Source organism: Bradyrhizobium sp. USDA 3364, assembly GCF_054056355.1.
In genome coordinates, this window is the sequence record NZ_JBSRYG010000002.1 from 1733625 (window position 1) to 1749774 (window position 16150).

Annotated in this window: 15 protein-coding genes; 3 read left to right on the forward strand and 12 right to left on the reverse strand. The window is 65.7% G+C overall.

Annotated features, from left to right (window positions below):
- The first annotated feature begins 169 nt into the window (after positions 1-169).
- On the forward strand, positions 170-661 hold the full coding sequence (locus tag ACVILL_RS08090; RefSeq protein ID WP_456728588.1) for a prepilin peptidase: 492 nt from the start codon (positions 170-172) through the stop codon (positions 659-661).
- A gap of 167 nt (positions 662-828) precedes the next feature.
- On the opposite strand, the gene ACVILL_RS08095 is transcribed toward ACVILL_RS08090, so the two are convergent.
- The 10 genes from ACVILL_RS08095 to ACVILL_RS08140 are packed head-to-tail and all read right to left on the reverse strand — an operon-like array spanning position 829 to position 9062.
- Positions 829-1473 carry a hypothetical protein gene (locus ACVILL_RS08095; protein WP_456728589.1) on the reverse strand — a complete coding sequence of 215 codons (645 nt, stop codon included), beginning with the start codon at positions 1471-1473 and terminating at the stop codon, positions 829-831.
- The gene (gspM, locus tag ACVILL_RS08100; RefSeq protein WP_456728590.1) at positions 1473-2036 is read right to left on the reverse strand and encodes a type II secretion system protein GspM; all 564 of its coding nucleotides are present in this window, start codon (positions 2034-2036) and stop codon (positions 1473-1475) included. The genes ACVILL_RS08095 and gspM overlap by 1 nt, the downstream gene beginning before the upstream one ends.
- Entirely contained in the window at positions 2033-3103 is a 1071-nt protein-coding gene (locus ACVILL_RS08105) for a PilN domain-containing protein (protein ID WP_456728591.1), read from the reverse strand. The genes gspM and ACVILL_RS08105 overlap by 4 nt, the downstream gene beginning before the upstream one ends.
- Positions 3103-4065 (reverse strand): general secretion pathway protein GspK, encoded by a 963-nt coding sequence (locus tag ACVILL_RS08110; RefSeq protein WP_456728592.1) that lies wholly within the window; start codon positions 4063-4065, stop codon positions 3103-3105. Before ACVILL_RS08110 ends, ACVILL_RS08105 begins: the two co-directional genes overlap by 1 nt.
- Positions 4065-4772, reverse strand: a complete 708-nt coding sequence (locus ACVILL_RS08115; RefSeq protein ID WP_456728593.1) for a PulJ/GspJ family protein — start codon at positions 4770-4772, stop codon at positions 4065-4067. The genes ACVILL_RS08110 and ACVILL_RS08115 overlap by 1 nt, the downstream gene beginning before the upstream one ends.
- Positions 4769-5188: a prepilin-type N-terminal cleavage/methylation domain-containing protein gene (locus ACVILL_RS08120; RefSeq protein ID WP_456728594.1), complete on the reverse strand. Its 420-nt coding sequence runs from the start codon at positions 5186-5188 to the stop codon at positions 4769-4771. Before ACVILL_RS08120 ends, ACVILL_RS08115 begins: the two co-directional genes overlap by 4 nt.
- A complete protein-coding gene (locus ACVILL_RS08125) occupies positions 5154-5618 on the reverse strand; it encodes a pilus assembly FimT family protein (RefSeq protein ID WP_456734205.1) in 465 nt (154 codons plus the stop codon). The genes ACVILL_RS08120 and ACVILL_RS08125 overlap by 35 nt, the downstream gene beginning before the upstream one ends.
- Positions 5619-5639: 21 nt before the next feature.
- The gene (gene gspG, locus ACVILL_RS08130; protein ID WP_456728595.1) at positions 5640-6152 is read right to left on the reverse strand and encodes a type II secretion system major pseudopilin GspG; all 513 of its coding nucleotides are present in this window, start codon (positions 6150-6152) and stop codon (positions 5640-5642) included.
- A gap of 17 nt (positions 6153-6169) precedes the next feature.
- The gene (locus tag ACVILL_RS08135; protein ID WP_456728596.1) at positions 6170-7381 is read right to left on the reverse strand and encodes a type II secretion system F family protein; all 1212 of its coding nucleotides are present in this window, start codon (positions 7379-7381) and stop codon (positions 6170-6172) included.
- Positions 7382-7385: 4 nt separating this feature from the next.
- A complete protein-coding gene (locus ACVILL_RS08140; protein WP_456728597.1) occupies positions 7386-9062 on the reverse strand; it encodes a GspE/PulE family protein in 1677 nt (558 codons plus the stop codon).
- Positions 9063-9386: 324 nt separating this feature from the next.
- On the opposite strand from ACVILL_RS08140, the gene gspD reads away from it, so the two are divergent.
- Both gspD and ACVILL_RS08150 read left to right on the forward strand, forming a co-directional pair.
- The gene (gene gspD / locus ACVILL_RS08145; RefSeq protein ID WP_456728598.1) at positions 9387-11774 is read left to right on the forward strand and encodes a type II secretion system secretin GspD; all 2388 of its coding nucleotides are present in this window, start codon (positions 9387-9389) and stop codon (positions 11772-11774) included.
- 22 nt (positions 11775-11796) lie between these two features.
- The gene (locus ACVILL_RS08150; RefSeq protein ID WP_456728599.1) at positions 11797-12324 is read left to right on the forward strand and encodes a tetratricopeptide repeat protein; all 528 of its coding nucleotides are present in this window, start codon (positions 11797-11799) and stop codon (positions 12322-12324) included.
- Here ACVILL_RS08150 and ACVILL_RS08155 read toward each other — a convergent pair whose 3' ends face one another.
- Both ACVILL_RS08155 and ACVILL_RS08160 read right to left on the reverse strand, forming a co-directional pair.
- Positions 12325-13830: a PepSY domain-containing protein gene (locus ACVILL_RS08155; protein ID WP_456728600.1), complete on the reverse strand. Its 1506-nt coding sequence runs from the start codon at positions 13828-13830 to the stop codon at positions 12325-12327.
- A 2-nt stretch (positions 13831-13832) separates the two neighbouring features.
- A complete protein-coding gene (locus ACVILL_RS08160) occupies positions 13833-16109 on the reverse strand; it encodes a TonB-dependent siderophore receptor (protein WP_456728601.1) in 2277 nt (758 codons plus the stop codon).
- Positions 16110-16150 lie beyond the last annotated feature (41 nt).

The following is a 16150-nucleotide window of genomic DNA, read 5'->3' on the forward strand; positions in this document are numbered from 1 at the left end:
ATTTGTGACAGCGCAGACTTTTTGTCGCATCTTTTCTGTTTCGTCATCGTCGATGACGATCACAATCCCGCAAACGCATCATGCAATCGCGGACGATTGAAATGCACTGTTCAACGCGCGCGAGTTGTTGCAACACAGAGCGTGCACGCGTCACACTTGTCCCGCTACCATGCAGATCGATCGCGAAGTTCTTTATTTCATTGGATCTTACGGCGCGCTTTGCGTGCTCTGCTGCGCCGTCGCGCTGATCGATCTTCGCCACGGCATCATTCCCGACAGGCTGAATCTTGCGATCGGCGCGCTCGGACTCGCAAACGTCGTCATCACTGATGGAACGAGCGCGGCGTTCAGCGCGATGGCGATCGCCGGCCTCGTCGGCGTGCTGTTCTGGCTATTGCAGCGTCTCTACTTCGCCTTGCGGCACGTCGACGGACTGGGACTTGGCGACGTCAAGTTTCTCGCCGCGGCATCGATCTGGGTCGGCGCTGGGGGAATTCCGACCCTGCTGCTGATCGCTGCGCTCGCGGCACTCGGCGTTGCCGGAGGCCTGCGACTCGCGGGCCGCGAGATGAAGCGCCAGACCTCGCTCCCGTTCGGCCCCTTCCTCGCGCTCGGCCTGCTCCTCACACCGGCCTTGCAGAGCTGGCTGGCGTTGAACTAGTGTGCTGAATGCGAAGTTCGTGCGAATTCGCGGCAGCCACTTTCACGAACTTCGCATTCATAAAGCACACTAGAATCATAGTTTGCTAGTGTCCTTATCGAATCCGAAGTTCGCTCCGAAGGTGCGGCAAATGATGCGAACTTCGGATTCGGGACACTAGCGCCCGATCACATCTGGCGCCGCGCGGCCAAGGGTTTCCGCTCCGTGCTGACCGGAACGAGGCGGGCTTCGCCGCCCTCTTCACCGCCGGGCTGCGGCAATGTGAGCACGGCCGCCTGCTCGTCCTTCTGCATCGTGACTTCGCGTCCGTTGATGGATCGCAGCTTCCATCCCTGGAAGTCCTCGCCGATCTTCAGCCGCAATGCGGTCTTGTTCGATTGATCGAGGAAGATGCCGAAGCTTTCATCGTCGCCCGCGATGGTGCCGACGAGCACCAGCGGCGGCGGCTCGAGCGCGACCTTGCGCGGCGGCGGTGGCGGTGGCTTGCTGACTTCCGGTTCCGCGACGGCGACGGGCGGAGGCCGCCGCGACGGCGAGAACACCGGCCGATCGCGCGTGTTGGACAGCGTCTTGAGCGGAATGCCCCACAGCGGATTCGCGCTGAGCGGCCGCGGCATCGGTTCCGGCGCGGGAGCCACGCGGACCGACGTCACCGGTTCGGACGGCGGCGGTGAATTCAGCACCGGTCCGCCCAGCCGGGTATCGTCGAGCAGCCCGCCGTCCAGCGCATCGCCGGACCGGTCAGGCACGGCGGCCGGCACGGCATACGCCGACATCGCCAACAGCACGATGGTCGCTGCGAAGCGTCGCATCATTTGGCTCCTCGCCATTGTCCGGAAACGCCGAGCAGCACGCGCAGCTTGCCGGGATCGGCGCCCTTGGCGGCTTCGTCGGCGACGGGTTGTACGACCAATTGGTCGACGAACAGGAACGGCATGCCGGCTTCGAGATCGTAGAGCACCTGCTGCAACTGCGCCTGCTCGATCTCGCAGCTCGCGACCATGCTGATGAAGCCGGCCTTGGCCGGTACATTGGGAACGTCGAGCTGCGTCGACAGCACGTTGCCGCCGGCCTTGATCACCGCGCCCGACACGCGCTGCAACAGGGTGGCGCCGGCGACCGTGACGGTCGCCCCCTCGAGATAGGCCGAGCCGGCCGGCATCGCGGGCTGGCCGGGCGCGGCGTTCGCCCTCGACCGTCCCTCGAGCTGTTCCAGCATCCCGGCTGATGCCGCAACATCGCTGCGCAGGCTGATGATGTCGGTAAGCGACGAGATCACGACAAAGAGCAGCAGCACGAACAGGCCGAGATAGCTCGCGGTCGCGACCAGCGGCGAGGTGCTGACGGCGGTCAGCGATCGGGATGCTGCGCTCATGAGCCGGACCCAAAATAGGCTGTGATGTTGGCCTCGACGTGGAACCGCTCCGCCGATTCATTCGCCGCGCGCGTCGTCGGCGCGAAGAACGTCGCGCGGTTGAATTGCGGCGACTGCTCCAGCAAGCGAATCAGGGATGGCGCATCCTGGGTCAGCCCCACCACCTGCACCTTGTTGTTCTCGATGCGCAGCTCGGTCACATAGGTCGTATCGGGCAGCACACGCGAGACCGCCTCCAGAACCATGACGCTCGACGGCGTCGCTTGCTTGCGCTTGGCCAGCAGGCCGATGCCGGACGAGTCGCTGGAATCGATGCGCAGCGCTGCGCGACGCTGCGAGATCCGATGTTGCAGGTCTTCCTGCTCGGATTGCAGCCACCCGCCGAGATAGATGTTGAGCAGCAGGGAGACCGCGGCCGCAGCCGCCGTCGAGATCAGGCCGATGCGCAACAGGCGCGGCACCGCGGGTCCGGCAAGGCCGCGCAGCGACCTGTCGAGCAGAGTCACCTGCTGCGAGGCGCCATCGCCGCCGACCGTCGGCGCCGAGACCGCGACGGAGGCCGCGCCGAGCGTCCTGGCCAACCGAACCAACGGATCGACCTTGGCCGCCGCGGTCGCACTGAACGCGACCTCGATGCGGTCATTGGAGATCGGCTGCGGTGAACCCCAGCCAAAGACGGCATCGGCGGCGGTCCATGGCGTCAGCCGGTCGACCTGCGCGCGGATCATGCCGTCGAGGAAGTCGCCGGCCTGGCTCGGGAAATCGAGCACGCGGCTGACGACGTGATCCGCTCGCAACCGCACCTCGACGCGGCTGCCGTCGCACGCCGTCTTCCAGTCAGGTGACAGCGGAGGCTGCGGCGCGTCATGATCGAGCCGGAACGAAACCGGAGTCGAGAGCGAGCCGTCTTTCGATTCAGCGAGGCGGGCGGTGAACGTGCCGTCGCCATTCTCATCGATCTCGACGCTGCGCCGGCGCATGAACCTGCCCGCGACGCCGTCAACCGCAGTCGCGACCGCGCCGATCCATTGCTCGAACCATTGCCGTGCCTCGGCGAGCATTGCCATCAACCTCTCCCTCGCGACAGAAGAACCACACTTCGGGGCTCAATATCGTTCTGCCAGGACAGCACACGATAAGGCTCGACCTTGTCGCCGAGCGCGATCACCGCTTCAGACGTGGTGCGGTGACCGTTGCGGAACCGGATCGATATTGCGACCCGGTAGCACGGGCTCTGGGCCGTCGATGCCGCGCTTTGCGGGTTCGGGGCCTGCGTCGCAGCGCCCAGACCGTTCGGCGCGGGAGCATTCGAGCCGGGAGCGTTCGAGCCGAGGACATTCGATCCAAGAGCACCCGAGCCGAAACCGTCCTGTTGTTTCCCCGATGCCTTATCCATGGCGAGCGCGACTTCCGGCGCGGCGATTTTCGGATCGACATCCGGACTGCCGTTGAACACCGTCACGAACGGCAGCACGCGATCGACGAAGGCCTCGGGGATGCCGGCGACCAGCGCCAGCTCATTGACGTGGGTGAACAGCCCCTGCCGGGGCGAATAGCCCAGCGCGTTGTAGCGCGCGGCCTCGACATTCTCGCTGCCCGGCGCGGGCCGGGTTCGCCAGCCGACGATCCGGTCGGCATATTCGACGGCGGCGTCCTTCTGGGCGCCGAGCACGACGAAGAGGCCGATCAGCATCTCCTTCGACGCATAGTTCAGATCGACACGACCGGCCTCCGACGTGAAGGTCACGCCGACGCTGGCATCGTCCAGCCCGAAATGAAACGCCCCGCGCTGCGGCCTCGTCTTGTCGTCCGTCAGCGTCAGCTGATAGGCGGTGAGCTCGACGCCGGCGGACACCAGCGCTTCGGTCTGCAACGAGATGTCGCTGGCCGCCAATGCGCGCGCCGATGCCGCCAGATAGGCCGAGAAGATGATCGCCAGCGACGACAGCGCCAACAGGATCCAGAGCACCGCAACGATGACGAAACCGCGATTGGCCGGCGATCGGCCGAGTTTGCCGGACGCGCCCATCACGTCTTCCCCGGATCAGGTGCACTGTTGGAACTGCTCTTGTCGCCGCAATTGCCGTCCGGCTTGGTGCAGTCGCTCGGAATCTGGACATGGAGCGGTGCGATGGTCGAAACCGACAGGACGCGCTGGCTCGCCGCGTCACGCACGGTCAGCCGGATCATTGCCGGCAGCCTGTCGGCTTCCTTCCACGCGCTCTTCCATTGCCGATCGGCACCGGCATAGGCGAAGGACAGCCGATAGGGTGCGCGCAGCAGCACGACGGGGCTGCCGAGATGCACCTGCTCCGACAGCGATACCCCGTCGGCGAGCGGCGTGAAGCGCGCCTGCGAGCGAACCGTGACGAACTCGCCGCGATCCCGGATCTCGCCAAGGCGCACCACGTCGAGCCCGGGCCCCGCATTCGGCCCGACCGAGGTTCGCACGAACGTGACCGACAATTCCGATCCATCGAACAACGGCTTGTGGGTATCCCGGTTGGCGGCGACGAACTCCGCCGCCGCAAGATCGGCGCCGATCCGTTCCAGCGCGATCCCGATCAATTCGCTGCGCTGGATGCGGTCGAGCCCCCTGTTCCAGCTCGGCAGCCATTCGCCCGTGATGCCGGCGAGCGCCGACAGCAACAGCCCCATCAGCGCCAGCGCAACGATCATCTCGATCAGCGTGAAGCCGCGCTCATGCGTTCGCGTTGCTGTCCTTGCCGGGATCATTGCGCCGACCTCGGCATCAGGCGCACGGTGCGAATGTCGGACAGGGCGCCGCCTGGAGACTTGACGCGAATCCTCACCAGTTCCGGGGCCCAGGGCACGTTGCCCTCGGGCACCGTCCAGTCGCCACCGAGCGGACTGACGTCGACGGTCCAGCGGTAGCCCTCCGCCTGCCCGGTCGACGTGCCCGACTGCAATTCCGCGCGAGGCGGAATGCCCACCGTCATCAATGTGCGCACCGCCTGCATCAGCGCCACGTGCTGCTCCATGGCCCGCACGCCGCGCGTCTTGACGCCCATGACGGCGCCGATCGCAACGATTGAGACGGCCACCAGCGCGAGCGCCACCAGCACCTCGATGATGGTGAACCCCGCATCGGCGCGGTTAGTTGACGGCGACGTCGCGCGCAACGATTTCAACCCTTCCGGTGAGCCAGTTGACGCGGACCTCATAGCCCGCATCGAGCCGCGTCAGCGCGATGGAGCCGCCGCAGGAACCGCCATTGGCGAAGAAGCGAATGGTCGACAATGCGGCACGGCGCTGACAGCTCTTCGGCAGCACGGCGTCGAACCGCACGTCATCGGGGATCCGCACGGTCATGCGCGACGCCCCGGAATGGATCACCCGGCTCGGCGCATCGACCAGCGTCGCAACGCTGGTGCTGCGCTCGATCGCGGCATTCCGATCGGCCTTCAGCAGCGTCGCGGTCTGCAACGCATAGGCCTGCAAGCGCGAGCGCGACGTCTGGTGCGGAATGAACGGAAGCAGCACGGCCGCCAGCAGCGCGATGATGGCGAGCACGCACACCATCTCGAGCAGGGTGAAACCGCGCTGCGTCGCGTCATTCATGCTTGCCATGCACCCTTCGCGTCATTCGTTGTTGGCGGCCGTGGTCTTCTCGAGCGAGATATCGGCCGAGGTGCCGCTGCCGCCCTCCTGGCCGTCAGAGCCATAGGAGACGATGTCGTAAGGCCCATGCTCGCCCGGCGAGCGGTAGAGATAGGCGTGATTCCAGGGATCGTTCGGAACGTTACCGCCCTTCAGATACGGGCCATTCCAGGCCGCGACCCCCGGCGTGCGCCGGACCAGTGCGGCAAGTCCCTCCGCCGTGGACGGGAAGCGCCCGGCATCGAGATAGAACAGGTCGAGCGCGCTGGAGAAGCTCTGCAGCTGGATGCGCGCGGTCTTGACCTTGGATTCGCTGAGATAGTTGAGCACGCGCGGCCCGATCAGCCCCATGATGAGGCCGATGATCGCGATCACGACCAGCATCTCGACCAGGGTGAAGCCCGCCTCGCCCGAACGCCTTGGCCGTTGCGATGGCGTGCGATCGCATTCCGCTCGTGTGGAAAATGCCGCGATGATGGTGTTGCGCGATATCATGACCGATGACCTCTGCTTTAACCGACTAGCTGCGTGACCGAGAGCAGCGCCGTCATGACCGACACGATCAGTCCGCCGACGACGGTGCTGATCGTGATGATCGCCAGCGGGCCGACGATGCCGACGACCCGGTCGAGGCTGCGCTGCAATTTTGCTTCGTAGAATTCCGCGACCCGCCCGGCCAGCACCGGCAGCTGCCCGGTCTCTTCCCCGAGCCGCAGCATGCGGACCGCCATCGGCGGCAGGCTGTCCGCCACCGCGAGTGCTTCCGACAGTTTGCCGCCATGGCGGACGCGGTCGGCGGCGGCGGTCCAGTTCGCCTCGCTCCCGGTCACCGCCATGATGTCGACGAGGATGCGCAGCGCGGCCGTGAGGTTGACGCCGCTGCCGAGCAGGACGCCCAGATTGCGGCAGAACAGGCTGGCGCGATAGAACTGGAAGGCGCTGCTGATGCCCGGCACCCGCGAAATCCCGTTGACCAGCGCGGCGCGCACGCGCGCCTGCCGCAGCAGCCACCAAGCCAGTGCGATCGTGGCCGCACTGATCAGGCTTGCCGCCGTGGCATTGGCGCGCAGGAAATCCGATACCGCGATGAAGCTCGCGAGCGCCGTATCCGACTTGCCGCCGAAATCGCCGAGCACGGTCGAGAATTGCGGCAGCACGAACAGCAGGAAGAACAGCATCACGCCCGATGCCGCGACCAGCACGAAGGCCGGATACTGCATGGCGTCGGTCAGCTTGCGCCGCATCTGTTCGGAGCGCGCGCGCTCGGTCCCCAGCATCTCCAGCACGGAGTCGAGCGTGCCGGAGATTTCGCCGACCCGGACCAGCGCGACATACATCGGCTGGAACAGGGTCGGATGATCCGCCACCGCATCGGCAAAGCTCTCGCCGGTGAGCAGGGCGGCGCGGATTTTCGCCACCACCGGACGCATCCGGCCGACATCGGCGTCGCCGGACAAAAGCTCCAGCGCATCGTCGAGACGCGCGCCGGCCTTCAGCAGCAGCGCGAGATCGCGCGTGAACGTGGTGACCTCGGCTGCACTCGGCCCGCCGAACAGGCTGCGGCCGCCGGCGGCGCTGGATGCGCGCTTGTCCTCGGTGGTTTCGATCGGCAGCAGCTTGAGATATTCGATCCGCCGCGCCACCTCGGCCGCGGTCGGGGCGGAGATCGTGCCGTTGACGATCTCGCCGGCCTGGGTCAAAGCGCGATAGCGATAATTCGGCACAGCGTCACCGCACCGTTGCGACGCGGAGGATCTCGGCGGGCGAGGTCAGTCCGGCGCGGCATTTGGCGACCCCGTCATCGAGCATCGTGGTCATGCCCGCCCGGATCGCCATCGTATCGATCTTCAGCCCGTCGGTTCGCTCTCCGATCAGTTCACGCAGTTCATTGGATAGTTCAAGCAGCTCGAAAACGCCGAGGCGGCCGCGATAGCCGGTGCCGCCGCAACGTTCGCAGCCGCATGGCTCCTGGACGATCTCGTCGGCGCGAAAGCCGAGCGCGGCGAGCCGGGGATCCTCAGTGAAGTCCGCCGCTGCCAGCGGCCGCGCCGTCTTGCAGCGCTCGCACAATTGCCTGACCAGGCGCTGCGCGATCACGCCGCGCAGCACCGAACGCAGCAGATAGCCTTCGACGCCGAGATCGAGCAGGCGCGGCACGGCGGCCGCCGCCGTCTCGGTGTGCAGCGTCGTCAAGACCAGATGCCCGGTCAGCGCGGCATGAACCGCGACATGCGCGGTCTCGGAGTCGCGGATTTCACCGACCATGATCACGTCAGGGTCCTGGCGAACGAAGGACCGCAACGCGGTCGCGAAGGTCAGACCGATCGCGGGCTTGATCTGGGACTGATTGACGCCGGGAAGCTCGTATTCGACCGGGTCCTCGATCGTCAGGATCTTGCGGCTCGGCTCATTGAGGATCGACAGGATCGTCGCCAGCGTCGTGGTCTTGCCACTGCCGGTTGGCCCCGTGATCACGACCATGCCGTGCGGCAGCTTCAGGAGCCGCCGCAGCTTGCTTTCGTCAGGCTCCGAGAACCCCAGCTTTTCGACGACCAGCAGGCCGCGATCCTTGGGCAGGATACGGATGACGGCGGATTCGCCGTGCTGCGTCGGCATGATCGCGACGCGGATATCGATGTCGGTGCGCCCGGCCCGCAGCCGCGCCGCGCCGTCCTGCGGCAGGCGGCGCTCGGCGATGTTGAGATTGGCGATGATCTTGATGCGGGAGACCACCGCCTGGGGCAGCACACCCGACAGCGCCGCGACCGGCCGCAGCAGGCCGTCGATTCGCAGGCGCACCATCAGGCCGGCGGAAAACGGCTCGATATGGATGTCGCTGGCGCGCAGCTCGACGGCCTTCTCGATCAGATCGTTGACCGCACGGACCACCGGCGCGCCGCTGGCAAGATCGCGCAGGCTCTCGATGTCGTCTTCGCGGGGCAGCGCCGCCGCCGTATCGGCGGCCTCGGCCTCCTCGGCACTGGACGAGTTGTTCAGCGCGATCGCGACGTCTTCCGAGGACGCCACCTTCACTTCGATGCCGGCGCCAAGCACGATCTGTGCCGCCCGCAGAGTCGCCTGGTCGGTCGGATCGACGACCGCAAGGACAGTCGTGCCATCGGCCGCCCGGCACGGATAGACCATGGTCTCGCGCAGGAAGCGCGGCGAAAACGACCCGACCAGCGGATCGGCCGAGGTCATCTCCTGCAGCGTCAGGCGGCCGAGCGCAAAGAAGCGCGCGGCTTCGTCGGCGAATTCGGTCGGTGAGAGGGTGGTGATCTCCCACAGCTTCAGCTGCCGGACATCGGCACCCTGCCCGGTCCGGTCGTCGGATCCATCGGACCGCGCCAGATGATTGTTCTGACGAAGATAATCCACGAACCGAACGGACAGGTCGTTGGCCATTCCCGATATCCCGCCACACTATCCCGGATCAGTTCATGCCATGCGCCATCGCGCTCGGCTCCCCGCAGTGTGCGGTTATCGATCCGAAGTGTGACAGCTGTGCGAAGTCACATCGCTCGCCTCGCTCAAGAAGCTTTGAGGGTGGCATCGCGGACACGGACGCGACGGCTGCACAAATTTTGGTGCGATGCGACCCGGCAGGTCGCGAACGACAATCATGTAACCAATTTATTTCTGTCATGTTCGATCGCTAAGAGTCCCTCCGGGGTAGGACCGATCGTCGCAAGCAATCGAAATTCCAGTTAGTCAGAGCGAAGGGCCTTCATGCAACGCGTAGGCACAGTGGGCCGCTGCCCGACGATCCGTGGCGGCCTCGCAGCCATTTTTGCATTGACGTCATTGGGGTTGCTGGCGTCCTGCAATTCCGCGACGGTCGGCGAGAGCGTGGACGCGTCCCAGCTCGACGTCACCGACAAGGTCAAGTCGCTCGATCTGCTGCCGCGCCAGCCGCAGCCGGTGGGCGCGCAGGCCGCGACGGGCGGCAGCCAGAGCGGCAGCGTCCGCGCAGCGATGTATGAAGGAAGCGAAGTGACCGGCATCGCGGACGCGCGTCCGCAGCCGGCGTCGAACGGCAACGGCTTCGACCTGAACTTCGAGAGCACGCCGGTGGCGACCGTCGCCAAGGTTGTGCTTGGCGACATCCTGCATGTCGGATACACCATCGACCCGCGGGTGCAGGGCACGGTGAGCCTGGTGTCGGTCCGCCCGGTGCCGAAATCCGACATGGTCTTCGTGCTCGAGAACGCACTCCGCCTGAGCGGCGTGGTGCTGCTCAAGGATACGGCGGGCTATCGCCTGACGCCGCTCGGCGACGCCGTCGGCGGCGGCCGCGTCGACGCCGCCGCCGCCAATCCCGAAGCCGGATTCGGCATCTCGGTCGTTCCCCTGCAATATGTGTCGGCGCAGACCCTGCTGAAGCTGACCGACAGCTTCGCCACCAGGGCCGGCTCGGTTCGCGCCGATACGACGCGAAATCTGCTTCTGATCCAGGGCACCGGCGCCGAGCGCCGCACCGCGGTCGACACCGTGCTCAGCTTCGACGTCGACTGGATGCGCGGCCAATCCGTCGGCATCTTCCCGATCTCGAGCGGATCGCCTGCGCCTGTGATTGCCGAGCTGGAGAAGATCGTCGATTCCGGCGAGAACGGCCTCAGCCAGAACGTCATCAAGTTCATGCCGATCCAGCGCCTCAACGCGGTGCTGGTGGTGACCAAGAAGCCTGAAATGCTGCGCACGGCCGCGACCTGGATCAAGCGCCTCGACCGCAACGACACCGCGCGCACCACGGTCCATGTCTACCGCGTCAAATATGGCGATGCACGTCAGATGGCGCGCGTGCTGACCGACATGTTCCTTGGCGGCTCGTCCGGCAACCTGCTCGACAGTGCCGACAGCCAGCTCGCGCCCGGCTCCGGCACCTCGTCGACCTCAAGCGTCGCCGACCGTCTGTCGCTCAACAACAACAACGGCTCGAATTCGGGCATGAGCGGCTTCGCTTCCCGCGGCACCTCCGGGACTGGCGGCACAGGCCAGGGCCTCGGCCAGGGATTTGGCGCCGGCGGCCAGGCGAACAATCCCAACAATCAAGGCCAGGGCAACAATGCCGCGCTGGATGCCGGACGCGGCGCCGGCGGCGGCAACGGCCAGCCCGTCATGCAGGACGTGCGGATCACGCCGGATGTCGTGAACAACAATCTGCTGATCTATGCCGACCAGGCCAACTACCGCATCATCGAATCGACGCTGATGCAGATCGACGAGCCGCAGCTCCAGGTCGCGATCAACGCGACGATCGCCGAGGTCACGCTCAACAACACCCTGTCCTATGGCGTGCAGACCTATCTCACCAGCCAGAACCTTGGCCTGAAGCCGAACACCGGCTCGATCCTCGGCACCCAGGCCACCGCAGCGCCCGCGACCACCACGGACGCGACCACCGGGATCGTCAGCGCCGCAGGCTCGCTCACCAATGCCTACATCAACCAGGCCTTTCCCGGCTTCAACTTCCTGATCGGAAACGCGACGCAGCCGAGCCTGATCCTGGATGCGTTGCACGCCGTCACCAGCGTCAAGGTGCTGTCCAATCCCTCGCTGGTCGTGATCAACAACCAGGTCGCGACCCTGCAGGTCGGCGACGTCGTCCCGGTGTCGACCGGCAGCGCGACGGTGCTGACCACCAGCAACACGGTGGTCAACACCATCGACTATCGCAACACCGGCATCATCCTGAAGGTCTCGCCGCGCGTCAGCGTGAACGGCACCGTGCGGCTCGATGTCGAGCAGGAGATCAGCAACGTTCCGCAGAGCAACGGCAGCACGGTCAACCTGACGCCGACCGTTTCGGAACGGCGGGTCAAGAGCCAGATTTCGGTGGCCAACGGCCAGACCGTGCTGCTCGCGGGCCTAATCAGCGAACAGCAAAGCGGCGCTCGCAACGCGCTTCCGGTGCTCGACCAGATCCCCGGCCTCGGCGATGCCTTCGGGCATCAGAGCAACGGCACCCAGCGTACCGAGCTGATCATCTTCATCCGCCCGCAGATCATCCGCAATGGTTCCGACGCCCAGACCGTGGCCGAGGAGCTTCGCTCGAAATTGCGCGGCAGCATCGCAACGACATCGACCAATGCGCCGATCACCACCAGCTTCCACTGAGCCGGGCAACGGCAGGCGCCGTGTGTTCACGCAACGGACATGCCTCCGCGCGTCGCTTGCGGTCGCGCTCTGGACGGCGACCGCGTCCGTCGCAAGCGCCGACAGCGTCGCGCGCGGAGCGGCCGCCTACCATCGCGGCGATTATGTCAGGGCGGCACGGGAGCTCGCGCCTGCCGCCGACCGTGGCAACCCAAGGGCGCTCGGCCTGCTCGGCTTCTTATATGAGCACGGCTTCGGCGTCCCGCAGGCCTATGATGCCGCCGCCGATCTCTACTATCGCGGCGCCATGCAGGGCGATCCGTTCGCGCAAGCCCAACTCGGCCTGATGTACGACAAGGGCCACGGCGTTCCGCTCGACTTCGTGCTGGCTTACAAATGGCTCAACCTGGCGGCGGCCCGCACCGGCGGGCGGCAGCGCGATGCCTATCTCCGCTACCGCGATGCGGTCGCAATCAAACTCTCGCGCTATGAGATCGACGCCGGCCAGCGCTTTGCGTTGGACTGGGTCCCCACCCGGGCGGCGCCGGACGTACACCTGACGGTCAAATAGTTACCGCCATGACGGCGTGCGCACGAGGCCCGCGGACACGCGCCTCGCTCGCAGCTTCCGCCGCCGCAACCGGCGCCAGCCGATCACGATGCCGCTAATCGAGACGATCGTGCCGATGGCTGACAGCAGCCAGACGACGACGTCGCGCGCCGGCCAGACCCGCAGCAGCAGCAGGAAGTCGAGGCTGTGCAGGGCATTGAACAGCCAGCGATAGGAACGGCGGCTGTCGTCGCTGCGGTCGAGGATCTCGGCCGTGACGGGCGAGATGTGCAGCCAGGTTTGCGCGGGATCGTCGAAGCCGATGCGCAGCACCGGCAGCTCGCGCGCATGGTGCAGCGTGTACCAGTAGGCGTCCGGTTCATCGAGCTGGCGCGCGGATATCATGGCGGCGCCGGGCACCGCGCGTCGGGCCGCCGCGATGATCTCGTCCTGCGAGAGCGCCGCCGGCGCGCCGGTTACGGGATCTGCGAGGGTGCGATGGCTATTGCGGTCGTCGAGCATCATCAGCGGGCGTCCGCCGATCCAGACGAAGCGCGCCTCCACCGCCGGCGGCGACGGCGGCGATTTGAAGCCGGTGACGATGTCCGGCGCATCGTGGCCGCTATAGCTGGAGCCGATCTCGCGGGTAAGGCCGCGGCCGGAGAAGGCGCCGCCCGGATTGAGCGACAACCAGCCGCTGAACATCCAGGTGAAGACGAAGATGCCGCCGATCAGGCCGGCGATATGATGCCAGGCCATCCAGCCGCGATAAGGCGAGACGGCGCCATCAGCGTAACGGCGCGTCAGCCGCAGACGGAGAATGCCGATCCAGAAGCCGGTGACGGCAACCACAAGGCAGATGCCTGAGATCCACAGCACCACGTCGCGCCACAGCGGGCCGTCCTTGCGCAGCACGGTCGGATAGATCCAGTGCGGGATCGAGCCGAGCCAGTTCCAGACGCGTTCCCGCCGTGTGGTGTCGAGCGCGATCTCGCCGCTGCGCGAGGAGATGTAGAGCTCGGTGCCGCCGGCGTCGCCGAGGCCGATCAGATAGAGCGGCCGCAGCGGATCGAAGCGCGCCGTGACCGACCACTGGTCGCGCGTCACGGTGTCGAGCAATTGCGGCTGCGCCGCATGCGGATGATGCGCGGCAATGGCAAGCGCCTGATCCGGCGTGACCTGGTCGATCACGCTTCCATCGACCGCCGAAACGGTGACAGCAGCCCCCTTCCAGGCGGCGATGCGATAGACCGGTACATCGTTCATCATCGAGAGCCGGAGATCGCGCGGATAGTGCTCCATCCCCGCGATCGCCATCGCGCGATCCGGTGAGACCTGGACCTTGTTCCAGAGAATGACCGGGAGCGCGGCCAACCGCTCGGCGTCGGTGAGGCGCGGAAACGCCACGTACATCATGACGAGGCCGGAGATGAACCACATCGCGAACAGGAGACACGTCGCAATGCCGATCCAGCGATGGACGACATAAAGCCACCGCCGCCCTCGCCGGATCAGAGCGTTGCGCATGGTCAGAACTTCACGTTGACGGACAATTCCGCGGTACGCGGCATGCCCAGCAGCCACTGCCCGGTGCCGTTCGAGGTCACCGCGTAAGCCTGGTCGAACAGATTGTAGACACGGAACGCAACCGTCGTGCGATCGTCCGGCTTCCACCTGATGCCGCCATTGACCACATTGTAGCCTGGCCGCCTCTGGGTGTTGGCAAGGTCGGAGTACATCGCGCCGACGATCTGCACGCCGCCATAGACCGACCAGTTGGGTGCGAAATCCCAGGTCAGCCAGACATTGGAGACCTGCTGCGGAACGTTGACCGGGACATTGCCGGCATAGCTGACGATCTTGCCGCCGACCAGCTGGCTGTTGTTGTCATATTTGGCGCGCAGCAGCGCCGTGTTGGCGTCGATGCGCCAACCGTAATCGAGCGCGAACCCGACCGAGGCCTCGACGCCACGCGATGATTGCTGCCCGACCTGGAGCGAGGATCCGGGATTGCCGGGATCTGCGATCAGCAGATTGTTCTTGACGATCTCGTAGCCTGCCAGCGTCCACTCGCCGCGTCCGCCGAGGAACGACTGTTTGACGCCGAACTCGGTCTGCTTCCCGGTGGAGAGCTGGAAGTTCTTCTGCGAAGTAGACAGCGAGATGAGATTCCCGACCGGGTCGACGCCGACTGCATACTGGCCGTAGAAGGCGAGGTTCTTGATCGGCTCGTATACGAGGCCGGTGCGCCAGCTGGTGCCCGACAGCGTGGTTTCGAAACCGTTGCCCGGCGTCTTGTAGTCGGTGCGATCGATCTCGGGACGATCGTATCGGACTCCGGTAACGAGCGACAATTGATCGGTCAGCTTCAGCCGGTCTTCGGCGAACAGCGCGTATTGATTGACGATCGAATTGAAGCCCGGCGTAGTCGCGGTCGTCGTTGCGAAAAACGATCCGGGATCGAACATGTACGGATTCACCGACGACGCGCCGCCATAGGGCGAGTTGTTGGTGTGGAAGAACTCGATGTGATTGACGTCGAAGCCGGCAACGAACTGGTTCGCCAGGCCGAGGATGTGACCGCTGAACGTCGCGTCCATCCGGTTGCCGGACTGCTTCTGGTCGTGGAAGATCTCGATATAGCTGAAGCGGTCGATCAGCTGCGTCTTCGGATTGAAGGCATAGTTCTCGATGTCGCGCCAGTGCCGTTCGCTGGTCAGATAATACAGCGTGTTGTTGACCTTGATGCCGTCGGCGACATCCCACTCGGTCTTGAACTGGGTCCAGCTATCCTTGTAGCGGATCGCGCTGTCGGATGCATTGTAGTTCTTGAAGCGCAGCGCGTCCTGGATCGCGCCGTTGATCAGCGGCGTGCCGAAATACCGTGACGGGCTGCGGTCGGCGTAATCTTCCGACAGCGTGAAGGCGAGATTCTCCGAGGCCTGCACGCGCACGGCGGCCGAGACCGCTGCATTCGAGGTCTTGTCGCGATCGACCCAGCCGTCCGACATGTTGCCGGTGGCGTTGACACGATACGACACATTGGGATTGATCGGACCAGTAGAGTCCACCGAGAGCCGCCGCGTCATGTTGCTGTCGAGCGAGACCTCGGCCTCGTTGTAGGGCGTGGCTAACGGCTTCTTCGGGATCACGTTGATGACACCGCCGATCGCGCCCTCGCCGTACAGCACCGAGGCCGGACCGCGCAGCACCTCGATGCGTTGCGTCGACCAGGTGTCGTAGGGGAACGTCAGGGTGCCGGAGCCGATATAGAAGCGCGTGCCGTCATACAGCGTCATCACCGAGTTGCTGCCGGCAAAGCCGCGGGTGCTGAACGACAGGCCGCCATTGCCGGGCGCCGGCGTCGCGATGAAGCCGGTCGCGTTCTGGGTGACGGCATCGAGCACGTTATGCTGGCCGCGTTCCTTGATGGTTTTTGCCGTGATGATCTCGACGCTGGCCGGCGTCTGCAGCGGCGTCAGATTGAGACGGCTGCCGGTGCCGCCTGGCGCGGTGGCATTGAGCGTCGGCGACGCCGCACCCGATGCACCCGATGCTGCGGCACGCGGCGTGCCGCCGCCCGTCGCAGCCGTCGCTGACCTCGGCCGTGGCCGCGCCGCGGCGGCCGTGTTGCCGCTGCGCGCCGTGGGCTTCGGCTTTGCGGTCGCCGAAGGCGCGACCTCGATCGGATCGAGCCTGGTGGGCGCAGGTGCTTGTGCCGAGCCTCCGGCCGGCAGCAGCAGCGATGACAGGGAGCAAACGAGACCGAGGCGCCAGCGGCGCGCAACGGGAGAGGACGGAGACATCAAAAGGACTCGCGGTAACGTGGCACGTCACCGCGAACGCG

Bases quoted from the DNA above. Each gene is read 5' to 3' on its own strand.
- ACVILL_RS08090 (WP_456728588.1), top strand. From the start codon at position 170: ATGCAGATCGATCGCGAAGTTCTTTATTTCATTGGATCTTACGGCGCG.
- ACVILL_RS08095 (WP_456728589.1), bottom strand. From the start codon at position 1,473: ATGCGACGCTTCGCAGCGACCATCGTGCTGTTGGCGATGTCGGCGTAT.
- gspM (WP_456728590.1), bottom strand. From the start codon at position 2,036: ATGAGCGCAGCATCCCGATCGCTGACCGCCGTCAGCACCTCGCCGCTG.
- ACVILL_RS08105 (WP_456728591.1), bottom strand. From the start codon at position 3,103: ATGGCAATGCTCGCCGAGGCACGGCAATGGTTCGAGCAATGGATCGGC.
- ACVILL_RS08110 (WP_456728592.1), bottom strand. From the start codon at position 4,065: ATGGGCGCGTCCGGCAAACTCGGCCGATCGCCGGCCAATCGCGGTTTC.
- ACVILL_RS08115 (WP_456728593.1), bottom strand. From the start codon at position 4,772: ATGATCCCGGCAAGGACAGCAACGCGAACGCATGAGCGCGGCTTCACG.
- ACVILL_RS08125 (WP_456734205.1), bottom strand. From the start codon at position 5,618: ATGAATGACGCGACGCAGCGCGGTTTCACCCTGCTCGAGATGGTGTGC.
- gspG (WP_456728595.1), bottom strand. From the start codon at position 6,152: ATGATATCGCGCAACACCATCATCGCGGCATTTTCCACACGAGCGGAA.
- ACVILL_RS08140 (WP_456728597.1), bottom strand. From the start codon at position 9,062: ATGGCCAACGACCTGTCCGTTCGGTTCGTGGATTATCTTCGTCAGAAC.
- gspD (WP_456728598.1), top strand. From the start codon at position 9,387: ATGCAACGCGTAGGCACAGTGGGCCGCTGCCCGACGATCCGTGGCGGC.
- ACVILL_RS08155 (WP_456728600.1), bottom strand. From the start codon at position 13,830: ATGCGCAACGCTCTGATCCGGCGAGGGCGGCGGTGGCTTTATGTCGTC.
- ACVILL_RS08160 (WP_456728601.1), bottom strand. From the start codon at position 16,109: ATGTCTCCGTCCTCTCCCGTTGCGCGCCGCTGGCGCCTCGGTCTCGTT.